A 15919-nucleotide genomic window follows, 5' to 3' on the forward strand; every position below is an offset into this window, starting at 1 on the left:
TAGCATCTACAAATTAGGGAGTGTACTTGATGAAGGTTGCTATATTAGGTAGCAGTGGTGGCAATTTGTTTAATTTGGGTGGTCGTGACCCCGAGAAATTATTAGGTGAAATTTTGGTACAATGTCAGAGTGCTGGTGTTGAAATTACGGCAGTCCAATTTATAGCTGCGCAAGAATCTATGGATGTAGCCAAAGGCAAAACATTAGCATCTTTGTATAGCTGGAACGCTACAGAGCAGACCTTCGTGAAAGGACAACAAAATAATCTATCCACCATTAACGATCAAGCGAAAGATGCAGATAAAGCAATTGCAAAGCTTATTCGCAATAAAGAAGTAGATGGTATTATCATCATGAGCGGTGATCCTGAGGGAACGAATAACGCTGCTATTACAGCAGCAGCTGAGTTCAAACTGCCGATTGTAGGTACAGGCGGAACGTCTATGGCAATTATTAGTTCTAAAGGGGCTAATGTGATCGCTACTTCAGGAACGACGGGTACAACGAACCGTACAAGAGCAGTTTCTTTCTTAACTTCACTAAGTAAACAATGGAATATTAAATACATGCCTGTTCTAGGTCATCAAGGTAATAATAGTCAAGGTTCGTCTGTAAGTGTATGGAAACGAATTAACTTTAAAGGTATTATGCAAGCTTCCTTACCAGGATTTATTGCGATGGCTATTGTACTTGCCTTAAGTAAAATTCCTGCATTATCTGTTTTAAGTGATGTGTTTAATGTTATTATTGGTGCCTTACCCGTATTAATTGCTGTTATTGCAGCGAAACAAGTATCTGAGTTAGATGAAGTTTCGATTGTTGCTGGTGTTATCGCGGGTATTCTATCAACTGAAGGCGGAATTATCGGTGGTATGATTGGTGGTATTCTAGCTGGTATTTTCGTACAATGGTTATTTACCAAATGTGTTCAGTGGCGCTTCCCGATGACTACAGTAAACATTGTAGCCGGTGGTGTTTCCGGTCTTGTAGCCGGTCTACTTATGTATTTCCTCGTATCTCCGATTGCATTACAGCTTGGAGAATGGGTGAAAATTATTATTAATGTAGCAATTGAATTTAATCCGATACTAGCAGGCATACTAGCAGGATTGTTGATCTGGCCAGCTATTCTAGCAGGTGTATATCACGCGGCAATTTTGCCAATCGTATTACTTGAGATGGAAACAACAGGTAATAGCTTCCTTGGAGCTGTAGATATGGTTGGTCTAGTTATGGTTTCCGCTGGTATTACACTAGCTAATATTATTAGCCCACGTGATAAAGGAGAAGCAGCAGTTGCAACACCAGGCTTCTTAATTAATATGGGTTTTGGTACATTCGTTGAAGCGGCGTATCCGTTCATGTTCTCTAATAAAGTAGTATTTGCCGGAGCGATTATTGCTTCAGGTATTGGTGGAGGTCTAGTTGGACTATTTGCCATTCGTGGTACGGCCTATGTTCCATCGTTCATGGCTCCATTCTTATCCGATAATCCATGGGGCTTTGCGATTGCTATGCTTGTCTCCTTACTCGTTGCTTTCGCAATAACGATTATTGCGAATAAGACAGTAAAATTGAAATAATTTCACTAATAATATAGAAGCTATGAAGTAGCTAATTTACTTTATAGCTTTTTTTTGGAATTTCACAATAAAAAATATAGTTACTTGCAATTTGTTGGCGTTATATGCACAATATAAGTAGGTATATGTAAGTGGCATCAATCAGAGGGCAATATAATAGAAGTAACTCAAGTAGTTAACAAAAAGTGGCTTATGCTTTCGAAGTACTTTTTGTTTGCAAGATGTAGCACAGGGAGCTAACAAAAAGTTGTAAAGGATGATATAGATGGAATTAGGTATATCGACGTTTGTAGAATGTAATCCCGATCCAAAGACGGGGGAGCTTATTAGTCATGCTGAGCGAATTCGTCAAGTTGTGGAAGAAATCGTCTTAGCAGATCAAGTGGGACTAGATGTATACGGTGTAGGTGAACATCATCGTCAAGATTACGCAGCTTCTTCACCTGCGACAATTCTTGCTGCAGGAGCGGCAAGAACGAAAAATATCCGGCTAACAAGTGCGGTAACAGTATTATCTTCTGATGATCCTGTTCGAGTGTATCAACAATTTGCTACTGTTGACGCAATCTCTAATGGTCGTGCTGAAATTATGGCAGGCAGAGGCTCATTTATTGAATCGTTTCCACTATTCGGCTATGACCTAGAGGATTATGATGAACTATTTGATGAAAAGTTAGATCTATTACTTCATCTTACAAAGTCAGAAGTAGTTAGCTGGAAAGGTAAACATCGTTCATCAATTAATGCTAGAGGGATTTACCCACGTCCAGTACAAGATCCACTTCCAGTATGGATAGGTAGTGGTGGTAATCAGCAATCGGTTGTTAGAGCCGGGTATCTCGGTCTTCCGCTAGTATTAGCTATTATTGGTGGAAGTCCATATCACTTCGCTCCACTTGTTGAATTGTATAAGCGGGCAGCTACTAAAGCAGGGCATGACATTAGTAAATTACCGATTGCCTCACATTCTCATGGCTTTATCGCGGATACGACGGAACTTGCTGCTGAGCAATTCTTCCCTCCTGCGCAAGCTGTTATGAACATTCTTGGTCGCGAAAGAGGATGGAGTCCTTATACTAGACAGACTTTTGATCATGCTCGTAGTATTGAAGGCGCGCTATATGTTGGTGATTCGCAATATGTTGCGCAGAAGATTATCAACTTACGTAAACATGTAGGTATTACACGTTTTATGATTCATATGCCATTAGGTACGATGCCACATGATCAAGTGATGCATGGTATTGAATTATTCGGTAAAGAAGTTGCTCCAATTGTTCGCGAAGAAATTGCGAAATGGGAGAAAGAACAAGGATTATAAAATACTATTGCGAAAATCCGTTATGTCCATGACATAGCGGATTTTTTTGTGTATAAGTGCAAGACTTGATTATATTAATCAAATATTAGGCCTTTCTAGATGGGATAATGGTATAATTTATGAAAATGTGATACAGGAATGAGGCTTTTCTGTTGTTATATGTTCTGAAATCATTAAAAAAATATTTAATGAGTCATAAACTACTATTATGCTTTGTTGTACTTGCCATAATATTTGAATTAGCTTTTGAATACTTCACATCATTGAGTATGAAATATTTGATCGATGAAGCAATACTACCGCAAAATATGACTGTATTTTTCATCGTATTAATTATATTTGTTGTCGGAGGATTACTTAACCTTATTATTGGCATAGGCGGAGACTTTTCACTAGCCAAATTGAATGAAAAAACGTTGCTTGGATTACGTAGTGATGTGTATAGGCAACTTCAAACGTTATCTTCTAAAGCCTATCAAAAATATCGTAGTGGTGATTTATTGTCTCGGTTTACGCTTGATGCTCCGGCAATTGAATATGCACTTCAGCAAGTATTTGTTATCGGTTTATATTCCTTTATGAGTGCTATTGTTGGAGTAGTATTAATGATTACAATTTCATGGAAATTAACAATTGTTGCTGTTGTAGGCTCTTTAATGGTTATCTTGCCACAAGCACTGATGAGCAAACGAGCAAAATTATATAATCAAAGCTATGTTGATGGAATGGAGCAATTTTCTAATCATATCGAAGAGGAAGTAAAGGGATTTCGCACGATACAGGCCTTCAACTTGAAACGTAGTTTCGAACAACGTTTCGATAAGCAGATGGGCTTGCTGTATTCATTCGGCGTAAAGCGTAGCTTTATTAATTCGAATTTAGAAAGATTACCTGTCATGATCTTAACGCTTGTCAATGTTGCGGTATTAGCGATAGGTGGTTATTTCACGTTTCAAAAACAAATGTCGATTGGTGATTTCACAGCTTTCAATTCTATATTTCTTACATTTAATTATGGTATAACAGCGTTTATGCGAATCATTCCAGCATTTATCGAGGGTGAAGTTGGTATGAAGCGAGTGAATGAAATATTAGAGTTGCAACAGGAAATTGTTGAAGTAGAGCAACCTCTTGTTTTAACGAATACAGGCGCTGATATTTTATTTAACAATGTCAGCTTTGGATATAATGATAATGAAAAGATTTTAAATCGTATTTCATTACTTATTAAGGATGGGCAATATGTAGCGATCGTGGGGACAAGTGGTTCAGGTAAGAGTACGTTAGTACAATTATTATTACGTTTCTATCAGGCACAAGAAGGTAGCATTACGATTCAATCGACCCTACTTGAGCAAGTGGAATTGGAGAGTCTGTTCCGTACCGTTGGGGTTGTATTTCAAGAACCCTATCTGTTCAACGCGACATTACGTAGCAACTTATTGTTAGGCAATGCCGATGCTACTCTTGAAGAAGTTGGACGTGCTCTAGATATGGCAGGATTAAGCGAACTGATTGCTGATCTACCTCAAGGACTTGATACAATGATCGTTAATGAAGGTCAAAACTTCTCAGCAGGAGAAAGACAACGGATCGCTATAGCACAGACCGTATTACGTAATCCTCATATCTTTATTGCGGATGATATTACAGCAGCACTTGATCCGGAAGCAGAATCTATTATTAATGAATGTTTGGCCAAATTAAGTCACAATCGGACGCTTATACATATTACACATCGACTTCATACGATAATGAGGGCAGATTTTATTTATGTGCTAGATAGAGGTCAATTAGTCGGATCAGGGACGCACGATGAATTACTTACTACATGTGCTCATTACGCGCAGATGTGGACGAGACAGCAAGGATTCCAGTGGAGCCAAGATGGACATCGAGTAAGTATTGCATCCTATAGACTTAAGCAGTTACCTTTCTTTGCCGAAGTAGAAGATGAAGCATTACAGCATCTTACAACGCAGTTCTTAACTGAGAAGCGGGCATCTGGTGAAACCATTATACGTGAAGGCGAAAAGGGCAATAAATTCTATATTATCGTACGTGGTAAAGTAATGATTACAAAGAACAATAATGATGGTTCAATGACGACAGTTGCTAGTCTTGAAGATGGTGAATACTTTGGAGAAATTGCGTTATTACGTCATATACCACGAACAGCAAATGTTATTGCTTCAACGGATTGTGTTTTGCTTACATTAACAGCCCAGCAGCTTATGCCGCTTATGAAGACATATCCTTATATGCGTGAGCAACTCGAGGCTGTGATTGTGCATCGAATGAAATAAAATATTATTAAAATTAGAGTGATCATAACAGTATAATTTAGTGATAGTTACAATAAAGGAATATGTAGTAAACTTATTGTATTACACACCAATCTCAAAGGGGCGTATTCTAATGGCAGACCAACGAATTATTCACTCCGTTATTTTTTCTCTTATACATGAGGCCGGGTCAAAAGAGCAGCAAACATTTTTGGAGGACGGACGATCAATATTAAGTTCTATTCCAACCGTGCAACAATTTAAAGTGCTTAATCAAGTTAGTTCGAAAAATGACTATCAATTTGGTTTCAGTATGTTGTTCGAAGACGAACAAGCTTATGCAGCATATAATGAGCATCCACTTCATGTTTCATTTGTAAGCGAACGTTGGGAAAAGGAAGTTTCGAAGTTTTTTGAGATTGATTATACAGAGTATCATTGAATCAATAATGGAGATTCCAAGAAATATAGAAAGATTAAGAGAGACGAAAGTCTCTCTTTCTTTTTGTTCACATGACAAATGATAGGGACAATATAGCAATCTAGCACATATATAAGAGTAGACCTAACACTTGCAAGGATGTCGAAGTGGATAGGAGGTCTGCTCTATTTTTGCTGTATTCATAACGGAAAGGCAACTAGAGGGCGCTTAATTGTTAGATAAGAAGGATAGTGCTGTAACCTACGTAAATTGTATTTCAATTAATCTCTATGTTAAGGGAGAGACAACGATGCTAAGTACTTTATTGAAACCATTTACTTCACTTGTATCGAGAATGAAGTATGGTCAGAAGTTTATTTTTATTAGTATTTTATTCCTCGCCCCTATTATTTATTTATTCACAACATGGGCAGTTGATCAGCAAAAGGATATTGAATACTTGAACGGAGAGCAAGTAGGTGTCATGCAGATTGAAGAAGTATGGCCACTAGCGATACAAATACAGCAGCATCGAGGCTTAGTTAGCGATTACTTAAATGGCAATACCCAGCTACTTGCAGATATTAAAGCAAAGCAAGCAGAAATTGAAGATGTAACAGACAGTATTGATGAAAAATTTAACAAAGAGTTATACCCACAATCATACAAACAATATCAATCTATCTTAAATCAATGGAGTAACATTGAGCGTACATTTGATCAATATTCAGCGGCAGAAAGTTATAATATGCATTCTGATTTGGTCAAGGAAGTGTTGGTAGAAATTAAGCTATTATCTGATGAATCCTATCTTACACTAGATACTGAAATTGACACATACTATATGATGCGACTTCTTGTTAATGAACTTCCAATGCTAATTGAGACAACAGGTGTCATAAGAGGGCAAGGTAATGCTACATTGATGACTGGCCAATTAAGTGATGAAGCGTATCTACAATTACAACTGAAAAAGGCACTTAGTGATGATACAGGTAATGAGATAGTGAATACGATCGGTCGGTTGAATACTAGTCATCCTGGAAAGTATACACAACTATTAGATCAATTAAAAAATGTGCATACGATGTCAGATAATTTCATTGCACTATTAGATAATGAAATATTGAATGTAGATAGTTTTACAATTAGTACTGACGATTACTTTAATAAAGGTACTGCTGTCATCTCAGAAATGAATAAGGCTTATGTGTTGCTTGGCCATAACATGACAGATCAATTACAATCTAGAATTGACTCTAAGATGTTAAGCCGTAATATAGCATTAGCGATTATGGTCATTATCTTTCTATTTATTATGTTAATCTATCTATCCTTCTACCGAAATGTGATTGAAACAGTGAAAAATTTGAAAGAACGAGCAGAAGCAATGGCAAAAGGTAATTTCTCACAAGATATTGTGTTAAATACGAAGGATGAACTAAGGGAAGTCGGAGAAGCATTTAATAGTATGCAGCGTGCTATGAGTATCGTACTAGAAAACAATCAAAATATAGCTAAGACGACATTAGGTTCTTCGTCGCAACTTGCAGCAATTGCGCAGGAAAGCTCTGTAGCAATGAAACAGGTAGCAGAATCAGTACAGCAAGTATCAGACGGCACAGTAAGGCAGACACGTACAACGAGTGAGACAGCGAAAGCAATGAATGAGATGGCTATTGGAGTGAATCGGATAGCTGAAGCAGCATCTGAGGTTGCCTTTGTAGCAATTCGTGCGAGTGAAAATGCGCTACTAGGTGATCAACAGTTAACAGAAACGGTTAAGCAAATGGATAGTATTAAGAAGTCACAGGATCTGAGTGCAGGAGTCGTTCGTCGCCTTGAAGAACACTCTGCGCAAATTAGTAAAATTATTGATGCTATTATGGATATTGCATCGCAAACGAAATTACTAGCGCTGAATGCCAATATCGAAGCTGCACGTGCTGGGGAGTACGGTCGCGGGTTTACAGTGGTAGCACAGGAGGTAGGAAAGCTAGCGGAAGAAACAACGAGCTCTGGAAAGTCGATATCCCAGTTGCTAGGCGAAATTCGCGGCTTAGTGAATGAAAATGTTGAAGCAATGAAGTCCATGCAAATTGAGACAAATAGTGGATTGGAATCCGTTCATCGCTCGAAAAATACGATTGATCGAATTCTAGAAGATATTAGAATCGTTAGTGGGCAAATCCAAGATGTTTCTGCCACATCAGAAGAAATGTCAGCTGAAATGCAAGAAGTTACCTCTTCAATTGCTGAAGTGGCACATATCTCCGAACTTAATTCTAATGAAGCAGAAACAATGGCTGCAGCTGCAGAAGAGCAGCTGGCATCTATGGAGCAAATTGAGTATTCAGCAAAGGAATTGAAGCAAGTCTCAGCTCAATTGCAAGACGATCTTAGTAAGTTTATCCTTCAATCTACAGAGTAGTAGCTATACATGCTTCACCATATGCCAAAACGGCTTATGGTGGAGCATAATTTGTTTATCTGCCACATAGCCTTTACGCTTATAGACATCTTCAGCAGCAGCATTATCAAAATCAACGTTTAGACCGACCTTATGAACACCGTCATTTGCCGCTTTCTGTTCAATATGTTGCATTAAACGAGAAGCGATACCGCGTCCTTGATAAGATGGATGAACCGCTAATGCATCAATGTAATATTCATCCGTGTCTGCTTCTAGTTCAAGCGTTACTGATTTTTGCAGACGTTGTTGTAGTAATGTCTCAATAGGAGAATATAACTCGTTCATGTCTTTACCGTAGTAGCATAGAATCATTCCCGCGATCTGGCCATCGATTTCTTCAACTGTAACCAATTCGCAGCTAAAGCGATTACCAGGGCTACAATAATATTCAGTTAAAATTTTCCCGGCTGCATCTTCATCATATTCCCCTGTAAATGGAAAGGTTAGCTCATGGATCGCTGAAATAATTAATGAAATAACTTGTGCTGCATCTTCTAGTTGTGCTTGTCTAATCATGTTGGATGGCTCCTTAAACTTATTATTTGCTCTATAATAACACTTTTTACGAGAAAAAGTAGCATCGGAAGCGTTTGATTTATGATAAGGAAAAAGCTTAGATCAACGTTATATCGTTGATCTAAGCTTTTTATTACCACAATAGAATTTATTAATTTCCACGGATCCCGAAGGACAAATTTCTATTTGGCGATAAAACGAACCTTATAAACGCGGTCGCCCATCCTTGAATTGCCTCGATAGAGGTTTTCTCATTTTGCGATAGAAACAATAATCATTTCATATGGAGCAAGTGTCCATTGTTCTTGAGCCACATCTGCACGAGAGCGAGTTACGAAGTTGTAACGAACATCTAATGTAGGGATAGGCGTTGCTTGATTTGAGAAGTTATGAATGAATACATACTTCGTCGTTTCATTCTCACGAGCAACAGCATACACAGCATCTGGCAATTGTACATCTAGCGCAGTTTCAAGTTGAAGTTTGCTTGCTAGTTCATTGTAGAAATCATCATAGAAGGCATCTTCGAAATGACTACCGATATGATAAGCTTCACCTTGGGCAAATTGATTACGTGTTACGACAGCACGGCCGGAGTAGAAGTCATCTTTGTATGTCATAATCGCCTCAGCACCTTGCAAGTTAACGATGTCACAAAGCATAGTACAACTGTAACTACCTTGTAACTTACCTTCAGCAAGTGATTGCGTTACTTGACCATAGTTATGTTCATGATCGTATAAACCATCAATCTCTTCACTATATAGACCAAGTACATCCGTTAAGTTATGTGGACCATCACCCATAAACATTAGATCGTTCTCGTTAATGATACCAGTCCAATATGTTGTAATTAATGTGCCCCCATTTTCAACAAAAGCACGCATTTTTTTCTCAAATCCAGCACGTAACATATATAACATCGGAGCAACAACAATTTTGTATTCATTAATCTCGCATTCCATATCAACAAAGTCTACTGAAATACCTTGTTTTGTAAATGCACGATAGTGTGCTTGAACTTCTTCAATGTAACCCATGTCCTTATTACGAGGACCTTGGGAATCTTCAACTGCCCATTTGTTCTCCCAGTCGTATACGATTGCTACTTCCGCATTCGTATTTGTTCCAGCAATATCAGACAGTTCCGTTAGCATATGTCCTAGATGAGCAACTTCTTTGAACACTCTTGCATCAGAGCGATCGTTATGGGCTACAACTGCACCATGAAGCTTTTCACTAGAACCACGACTTTTTCTCCATTGGAAATATTGAACGGAGTTTGAGCCATGTGCTACAGCTTGAAGGGAAGACAATAGGTGCATACCAGGCTTTTTCAGTTTGGATACACTTTGCCAGTTCGTACTTGATGGAGTACTTTCCATCAATAGGAATGGCTCTTTCTTGATGGAGCGCATAATATCATGCATCATGGCTGTGTCTAGACCAACCGAAATGTCATCTTTCTTATGCCATAATGGGTAACTATCCCATGATACGATATCTACATCATTTTTGAACTTAAAGTAATTCAAACCATTAAAGTAGTACATGAAGTTAGCGGTTACTGGAAGCTCAGGGTTAAATGGCTTAACAGCAGCAATTTCATGATTCATAAAGTTTTGAGTTTGATCGGAAACGAAACGTTTCCAGTCAAGGTTCATACCATGAATTGCATTTTCACCATGTGGTGCAGGTGACTCTACTTGAGACCAATCACTGTAAGTATGGCTCCAGAATGTCGTCCACCATTGCATATTAAGTTCTTCAATTGTACCGTATTTATTTTTTAGCCAGTCACGGAATGCATCCTGGCAGTAATCACAATGACAGTCGCCGCCATATTCGTTGGAGATGTGCCAAAGTTTCACAGCTGGATGTTGTGCATAACGTTCAGCAATTTTTTGATTAATAATAGTAATTTTTTCACGATATACAGGTGAAGTATAACAATGATTATGACGCGCTCCGAACAAATTGCGTTGACGGTTAGCTCCTACACGTAATACTTCAGGATATTTTTCTGCAAGCCAATTCGGACGAGCACCTGATGGTGTAGCAAGAAATACGTTAATACCGTTGTTATATAGGTTATTGATAACGCTATCTAACCATTCAAAGTCAAAGATACCTTCCTGAGGTTCAAGCTTTGCCCATGAAAAAATACCAACTGACATAATATTACTGCTAGACGCTTTCATATATTCAATGTCTCTTGCTAGTATTTCTGGATCATGGAGCCACTGTTCTGGATTATAATCTGCTCCGTGTAGTAACTTATCTGAGAATAACTTCTGCATAATATATCCCCTTAAACTTTTTATAGTCCTCCTGAGATACTTCTTAAGAATAAAAAGTACATCGGAAGCATAACCTTAAACTTTTTATAGTCCTCCTGAGTTACTTCTTGAAAATAAAAAGTACGCCGGAAGCATAACCTTAAACGTTTTTTTGTAACTTAGGCTATACTCGATATTCATATGAATATCGAGTATAGCCTAAGTGTAAATATGGACTACTTAACTGAACCAAGCATACCTTGTACGAACTGTTTTTGCAGTAAGAAGAAGATAATAACGGTTGGAATTGTAGTAATTATAATTGCCACCATAATAATACCATAGTCTGGATTGTAAGACGATGCTAGTGATGATACAACTAGAGGCAATGTTTTTTTCTCCGGCGATTGCAGTGCAATCAATGGCCATAGGAAGTTATTCCAGTTTGCCATGAACGTGATAATAGCTGCTGCTGCATAAGTTGGTTTCATAGTTGGCACATAAATATGTGTGAATAGTTTGAACTCGTTCAATCCATCAACTCGGCCAGCTTGAAGTAACTCACGCGGGAATGACTTCGTATTTTGCAAGAAGAAGAAGATCATGAAAGCAGTAGTCATACCAGGTAGAATAACTGCAGTTGCAGAGTTAAGTAATCCCCAAGTACTGAATAACTTGAACAACGGAATCATTATTGCAGCGAAAGGCATCATCATGGATAACATTAGTAATCCAAATAGACGATCTGTACCTTTCGTGCGATATACTTCAAATCCATAACCTGCCATAGAACAAAGAACTAGTGTTAATAGTGTAGAAACGATCGCAATTACGAAAGAATTCGTGAATGCTGTAGCAATATCTGCTTGATCAAATAATTTATTAACATTATTCATAAACTCAGAACCAAAGCTGAACTTACCTTTAACGATATCGCTTGATGAATTGGTCATACCAGTAATCATCCATACGAAGGGAAACAAAGATACGATTGAAGCGATAATAAGAAATGTATGTTTACCGATTGCACTTAGATGTTTCATTTCTTCTCACCTCCGACTTTCAATTGTAGAACAGCTAGAACTGCTACAATAACAACGATTGCATAAGAAACAGTAGCTGCATACCCGAAGTTAGGAGTATATACAAATGATAAGTTGTAAATGTATTGCGAAATAGTCATCGTTGAGTTACCAGGTCCACCATTTGTAATATTTACTACCTCATCGAACAATTGCAATGTACCGTTCGTAGAGATGATCGCTGTAAATAGAATAATTGGTTTCAACATTGGAATGGTAATGGACATGAATTGACGGAATTTAGATGCACCGTCAATGGATGCCGCTTCATAAACACTTGGATCAACGTTTTGCATAGCAGACAGATAGAAGATCATGTTATAACCTGTCCAACGCCAAGTAATCGCTAATATTATGACCACACGAGCCCAGACAGGATCCAATAACCATGCTACAGGCTCACTGATAATATGCATATTTAATAACATCTGATTGAAAATACCATCTACTGCAAAAATACTTTTGAAAAGGATGGAGTAAGATACTAAAGCTGTTACGCAAGGCAAGAAGATTGCTGTGCGATAAAAACCTTTAAACTTCAATTTTGGTGAGTTTAACAAATGGGCAATAACTAAGCCCAGTATAAGCATGATAGGCACTTGTATAACTAAATATAAAAGTGTATTGAATAAAGCTTGTAAGAACATTGGATCAGAGAAAAGACGAGTGTAGTTTCCTAAACCTACAAAGTGAGAAACATTACCTTTACCTGATTCGAATGAAAGGATAAAGGATTGGATCATTGGATAAAAACTGAACAATAAAATTAATGCGGATGGCAGTAATACAAACTGCCATCCGATTAGAGAGGATTTATTGAACTTGCCCCTCATATTACCACCCGCTAACTTATAGATTATTGTACTTGTTGTTCAAATAGCTTTTGGATGCTAGCTAGGCTTTTCTCTAGATCAGAACCGTTAAGAATGTTAGGAAGTTCATTTTTCAAAGCATCTTTAGCTTCTTGAGTGTACATACCTAAAGTTATACCAGGAACTTCAGTTGACCATTTAGTAAAGTCAGCATAGATGGCTTGGTTACCGAAGAATTCAGAAGTTTGTTGGTATGCTTCGCTTGAGAATGCTGGGATATAAGAACCAACACCACCAGCTTCAGTTAGGAAACGCTCATAGAATTCGCTGCTGCCGCCAATTGTAGCGCCAAGGAATTGTTTAGCAAGATCTTTGTTTGCAGATTTTTCAAGTACGAACCAGCTAGAACCACCTTCGTTAGAAGCATTTACGCCACCTTCGATGTTAAGGCGAGGTGTAGGAGCTACAGCCCATAGACCTTTTTGATCAGCTGCATCCATAATGGAAGCGATTTGCCATACACCAGAAACTACAGTTGCAACGTCACCAGCATTGAAGCTACCAACGAATTCACTCCAACCAGTTACCGGTTTAGCAATACCAGAATCAGCAATTGCTTTGTATAGACGAAGAGTTTCAGTCATCACTGGGTTATTCACGAAGTTACCAGTGTTTTCTGGAGTGATATACCAGCTACCACCAGATTGAAGAAGAATAGATGTCCATGCTTCATCGTTCGGGTTAATTGTAGACATGAATTTACCAGTTTTCTCTTTTACAACTTTACCGATTTCAATGTATTGATCCCAAGTGATGTTCTCAAGATCTTCTGCAGAGAAACCAGCTTCAGCAAGGATATCTGTACGATAGAACATACCAGTAACACCGATATCGAATGGAATACCGTAAACTTTCTCATCAATAGTCAATGCATCAACTTTATATTGAGAGAATTTTGTGAAATCAACAGAATCAGTGAAATCAGTGAATGTACCAGGGTAAGAATTAACATATTTTTGAATGTTAGGATCATTTACAAGAATAATGTCAGGAAGACCATCAGTAACACCAGCAGCTAAGTTAGTGTTTAATTTTTGTTCAAGGTCAGCTTTCGCCATATCAATTACTTCTAATTCAAATTCAGGATTCTCTTTTTTGAAAATTTCTTCTGCAATTTTTAGTGCTTTACCATTAAAGGAAGGATCCCATGCCCAAGCGACTACTTTTTGTTTGCCAGAAGCAGTGTTGTTGTTTGCTTCATTGTTTGAGCTACCACAAGCAGCTAGTAGACCAGTCATTAACGCAGTAAGAAGCAAAATTGTAAGTGCTTTCTTCATTTATTACAACCCCTTGTCTATGTTTTATGTTTACAAGTTAATTCTAAGAAAAATAAGCTCAGCTGTATAATAAGTATTTTGTGTTAAGATGGAACAAATTATAGATATATGAAGGTTTTAGATAAAGTTATAGTATTAATTTTGTATGCTAGTAATTAATTTAGTGAACATTTTTATGTTGAAATAGTGAATACTTGCTATAATGACTTGTTATATGATAAAAAGATGTAACTGATGAAATGAAAAGGTGATTAAGATGACATCGTATAGAATAATGATCGTAGACGATGAAGCAATATTTAGAACGGGTTTAACCCATCTACATGATTGGGGTAAGGAAGGTATAGAAGTAGTTGCACAAGCTGCGAATGGTATGGAGGCTTTAGAATTAATAGACAAAGTACATCCTCATGTGGTCATTACAGACATTATGATGCCGATTATGGATGGAATAGATCTAGTGAAAAATCTACGCAAACACCATCCTTCTATTAAAATAATTATATTGAGTAGTTACAGTGAATTTGAACTTGTAAGAGAAGTATTTAAGTATGGTGTTGATGACTATTTATTGAAGCCAAAAGTAACAGCAGAAGAATTGGTTACGATAATTCATAATTCTTGCGAGCCGAGTGCCATTAAGCGTGAGCAAATTGTTCCGTTACTGAAAGAGCCTGCAATTATTATTGGGCAGTGGTTTGAACAGGAAGATCAACTATCAGAGGAAGATAAGCAGCAACTAAGCAGTTACTTACCTAGTAGCCAGTTTACAATGCTCGTTACAAGTACCGCTGTGTTACAATCGCTTACAAATAACAGTCAATATGAGCTTGAACAATTTATTTTAGATAAATGTTATGAGCAATTTCATACGATTTCCTATGTATCCATTTTCACAAAACATCATATAGCAATTATCATTAACCATGAACCAGAGGAAGAATTAGATTTGAAGTCAATAATGATTCAATTTGTGAAGAAAGTGAATGAACGCTATACACAACTGAAGTTTCTTCATTCCAATACCGTCTTCTCGATTGATTTATTGAAAGAAAAATATACATTGTTACAAGAACTACAGAGTAAAGTAATCTATTTCAGCTCACGAAGTATGATGCTTGAAAATGAGATCAAGCAGAATCCAGTTGAAGTAACTTTTGAACATGAAGCTTTCGTTAATGCATTGAAATGGTTAACGTTCAACCAGGCGAAAGAGCATCTTGACCTTTACTTCATAGAAGTGAAAAAGACACAAGCTTTAGATGAGTACTCGTTAAAACGATTTATTCAACATATAATCTATACCGTTATGAGTAATCTTGAACATTTGAAATTGCCATTTACAGAGCAAAGTTCGGAAAAGTTAATATGGTTCAAGAAGATTGATCTAGCAACAACCATCGATGAGCTAGAGGAAGTTATGGCGTTATTTATGCAAATGGTTCAAGATCAGTTCAATGAGCATAACGAACATAATGAAGTTAATTTGCTTAATCAAATTATTGATCACATCCATGCAAACTATGATCAAGATATCTCTTTATCTGAACTGGCAGATAAGTTTCATATGAATTATAGTTATTTATCATGGTATTTCAAACATCGTACGAATGAGAATTTGACTGCTTATATTAACAAGTTACGTATTGAAAAAGCTAAAGAATTACTGAAATATAACGATGAAACAATCTCGCAAATTAGTATGAAAATTGGTTTCTCAGAACATAATTACTTCTCTAAAGTTTTTAAAAAATTCACAGGTATGACGCCTGTTGAGTACCGCAACTCACATTTGAAGTAAAGGTGATCA

The 15919-nt window shown here is 37.3% G+C and carries 11 protein-coding genes; 6 read left to right on the forward strand and 5 right to left on the reverse strand.

Annotated features, from left to right (window positions below; genetic code table 11):
* The first annotated feature begins 29 nt into the window (after nucleotides 1-29).
* The 5 genes from NV377_RS16030 (at nucleotide 30) to NV377_RS16050 (ending at nucleotide 8041) form a co-directional block, all read left to right on the forward strand.
* On the forward strand, nucleotides 30-1583 hold the full coding sequence (locus NV377_RS16030; RefSeq protein WP_258201794.1) for a PTS sugar transporter: 1554 nt from the start codon (nucleotides 30-32) through the stop codon (nucleotides 1581-1583).
* A gap of 265 nt (nucleotides 1584-1848) precedes the next feature.
* Nucleotides 1849-2904, forward strand: a complete 1056-nt coding sequence (locus tag NV377_RS16035; protein ID WP_258201795.1) for an LLM class flavin-dependent oxidoreductase — start codon at nucleotides 1849-1851, stop codon at nucleotides 2902-2904.
* A gap of 152 nt (nucleotides 2905-3056) precedes the next feature.
* Nucleotides 3057-5210, forward strand: coding sequence for an ABC transporter transmembrane domain-containing protein (locus NV377_RS16040; protein WP_258201796.1), 2154 nt, complete (start codon nucleotides 3057-3059; stop codon nucleotides 5208-5210).
* A gap of 112 nt (nucleotides 5211-5322) precedes the next feature.
* Nucleotides 5323-5631: a Dabb family protein gene (locus NV377_RS16045; protein WP_258201797.1), complete on the forward strand. Its 309-nt coding sequence runs from the start codon at nucleotides 5323-5325 to the stop codon at nucleotides 5629-5631.
* A gap of 289 nt (nucleotides 5632-5920) precedes the next feature.
* Nucleotides 5921-8041 carry a methyl-accepting chemotaxis protein gene (locus NV377_RS16050; protein WP_258201798.1) on the forward strand — a complete coding sequence of 707 codons (2121 nt, stop codon included), beginning with the start codon at nucleotides 5921-5923 and terminating at the stop codon, nucleotides 8039-8041.
* 3 nt (nucleotides 8042-8044) lie between these two features.
* Here the strand turns inward: NV377_RS16050 and NV377_RS16055 are convergent, their stop codons facing one another.
* From NV377_RS16055 to NV377_RS16075, 5 genes are all read right to left on the reverse strand, one after another.
* Nucleotides 8045-8599: a GNAT family N-acetyltransferase gene (locus tag NV377_RS16055; RefSeq protein ID WP_258201799.1), complete on the reverse strand. Its 555-nt coding sequence runs from the start codon at nucleotides 8597-8599 to the stop codon at nucleotides 8045-8047.
* A 251-nt stretch (nucleotides 8600-8850) separates the two neighbouring features.
* Complete coding sequence (locus NV377_RS16060; protein ID WP_258201800.1) at nucleotides 8851-10899, reverse strand: beta-galactosidase; 2049 nt, start codon at nucleotides 10897-10899, stop codon at nucleotides 8851-8853.
* 215 nt (nucleotides 10900-11114) lie between these two features.
* The gene (locus NV377_RS16065; protein ID WP_258201801.1) at nucleotides 11115-11921 is read right to left on the reverse strand and encodes a carbohydrate ABC transporter permease; all 807 of its coding nucleotides are present in this window, start codon (nucleotides 11919-11921) and stop codon (nucleotides 11115-11117) included.
* Nucleotides 11918-12793 carry a carbohydrate ABC transporter permease gene (locus tag NV377_RS16070; protein WP_258201802.1) on the reverse strand — a complete coding sequence of 292 codons (876 nt, stop codon included), beginning with the start codon at nucleotides 12791-12793 and terminating at the stop codon, nucleotides 11918-11920. Before NV377_RS16070 ends, NV377_RS16065 begins: the two co-directional genes overlap by 4 nt.
* Before the next feature lie 23 nt (nucleotides 12794-12816).
* Nucleotides 12817-14109 (reverse strand): ABC transporter substrate-binding protein, encoded by a 1293-nt coding sequence (locus tag NV377_RS16075; protein ID WP_258201803.1) that lies wholly within the window; start codon nucleotides 14107-14109, stop codon nucleotides 12817-12819.
* Nucleotides 14110-14365: 256 nt separating this feature from the next.
* Here NV377_RS16075 and NV377_RS16080 point away from each other — a divergent pair, with 256 nt between their 5' ends.
* Nucleotides 14366-15910, forward strand: coding sequence for a response regulator transcription factor (locus tag NV377_RS16080; RefSeq protein WP_258201804.1), 1545 nt, complete (start codon nucleotides 14366-14368; stop codon nucleotides 15908-15910).
* The last annotated feature ends 9 nt before the right edge of the window (nucleotides 15911-15919 follow it).

This window comes from Paenibacillus endoradicis, assembly GCF_024721975.1.

Bases quoted from the DNA above. Each gene is read 5' to 3' on its own strand.
- NV377_RS16030 (WP_258201794.1), top strand. From the start codon at position 30: ATGAAGGTTGCTATATTAGGTAGCAGTGGTGGCAATTTGTTTAATTTG.
- NV377_RS16035 (WP_258201795.1), top strand. From the start codon at position 1,849: ATGGAATTAGGTATATCGACGTTTGTAGAATGTAATCCCGATCCAAAG.
- NV377_RS16045 (WP_258201797.1), top strand. From the start codon at position 5,323: ATGGCAGACCAACGAATTATTCACTCCGTTATTTTTTCTCTTATACAT.
- NV377_RS16050 (WP_258201798.1), top strand. From the start codon at position 5,921: ATGCTAAGTACTTTATTGAAACCATTTACTTCACTTGTATCGAGAATG.
- NV377_RS16055 (WP_258201799.1), bottom strand. From the start codon at position 8,599: ATGATTAGACAAGCACAACTAGAAGATGCAGCACAAGTTATTTCATTA.
- NV377_RS16060 (WP_258201800.1), bottom strand. From the start codon at position 10,899: ATGCAGAAGTTATTCTCAGATAAGTTACTACACGGAGCAGATTATAAT.
- NV377_RS16065 (WP_258201801.1), bottom strand. From the start codon at position 11,921: ATGAAACATCTAAGTGCAATCGGTAAACATACATTTCTTATTATCGCT.
- NV377_RS16070 (WP_258201802.1), bottom strand. From the start codon at position 12,793: ATGAGGGGCAAGTTCAATAAATCCTCTCTAATCGGATGGCAGTTTGTA.
- NV377_RS16075 (WP_258201803.1), bottom strand. From the start codon at position 14,109: ATGAAGAAAGCACTTACAATTTTGCTTCTTACTGCGTTAATGACTGGT.
- NV377_RS16080 (WP_258201804.1), top strand. From the start codon at position 14,366: ATGACATCGTATAGAATAATGATCGTAGACGATGAAGCAATATTTAGA.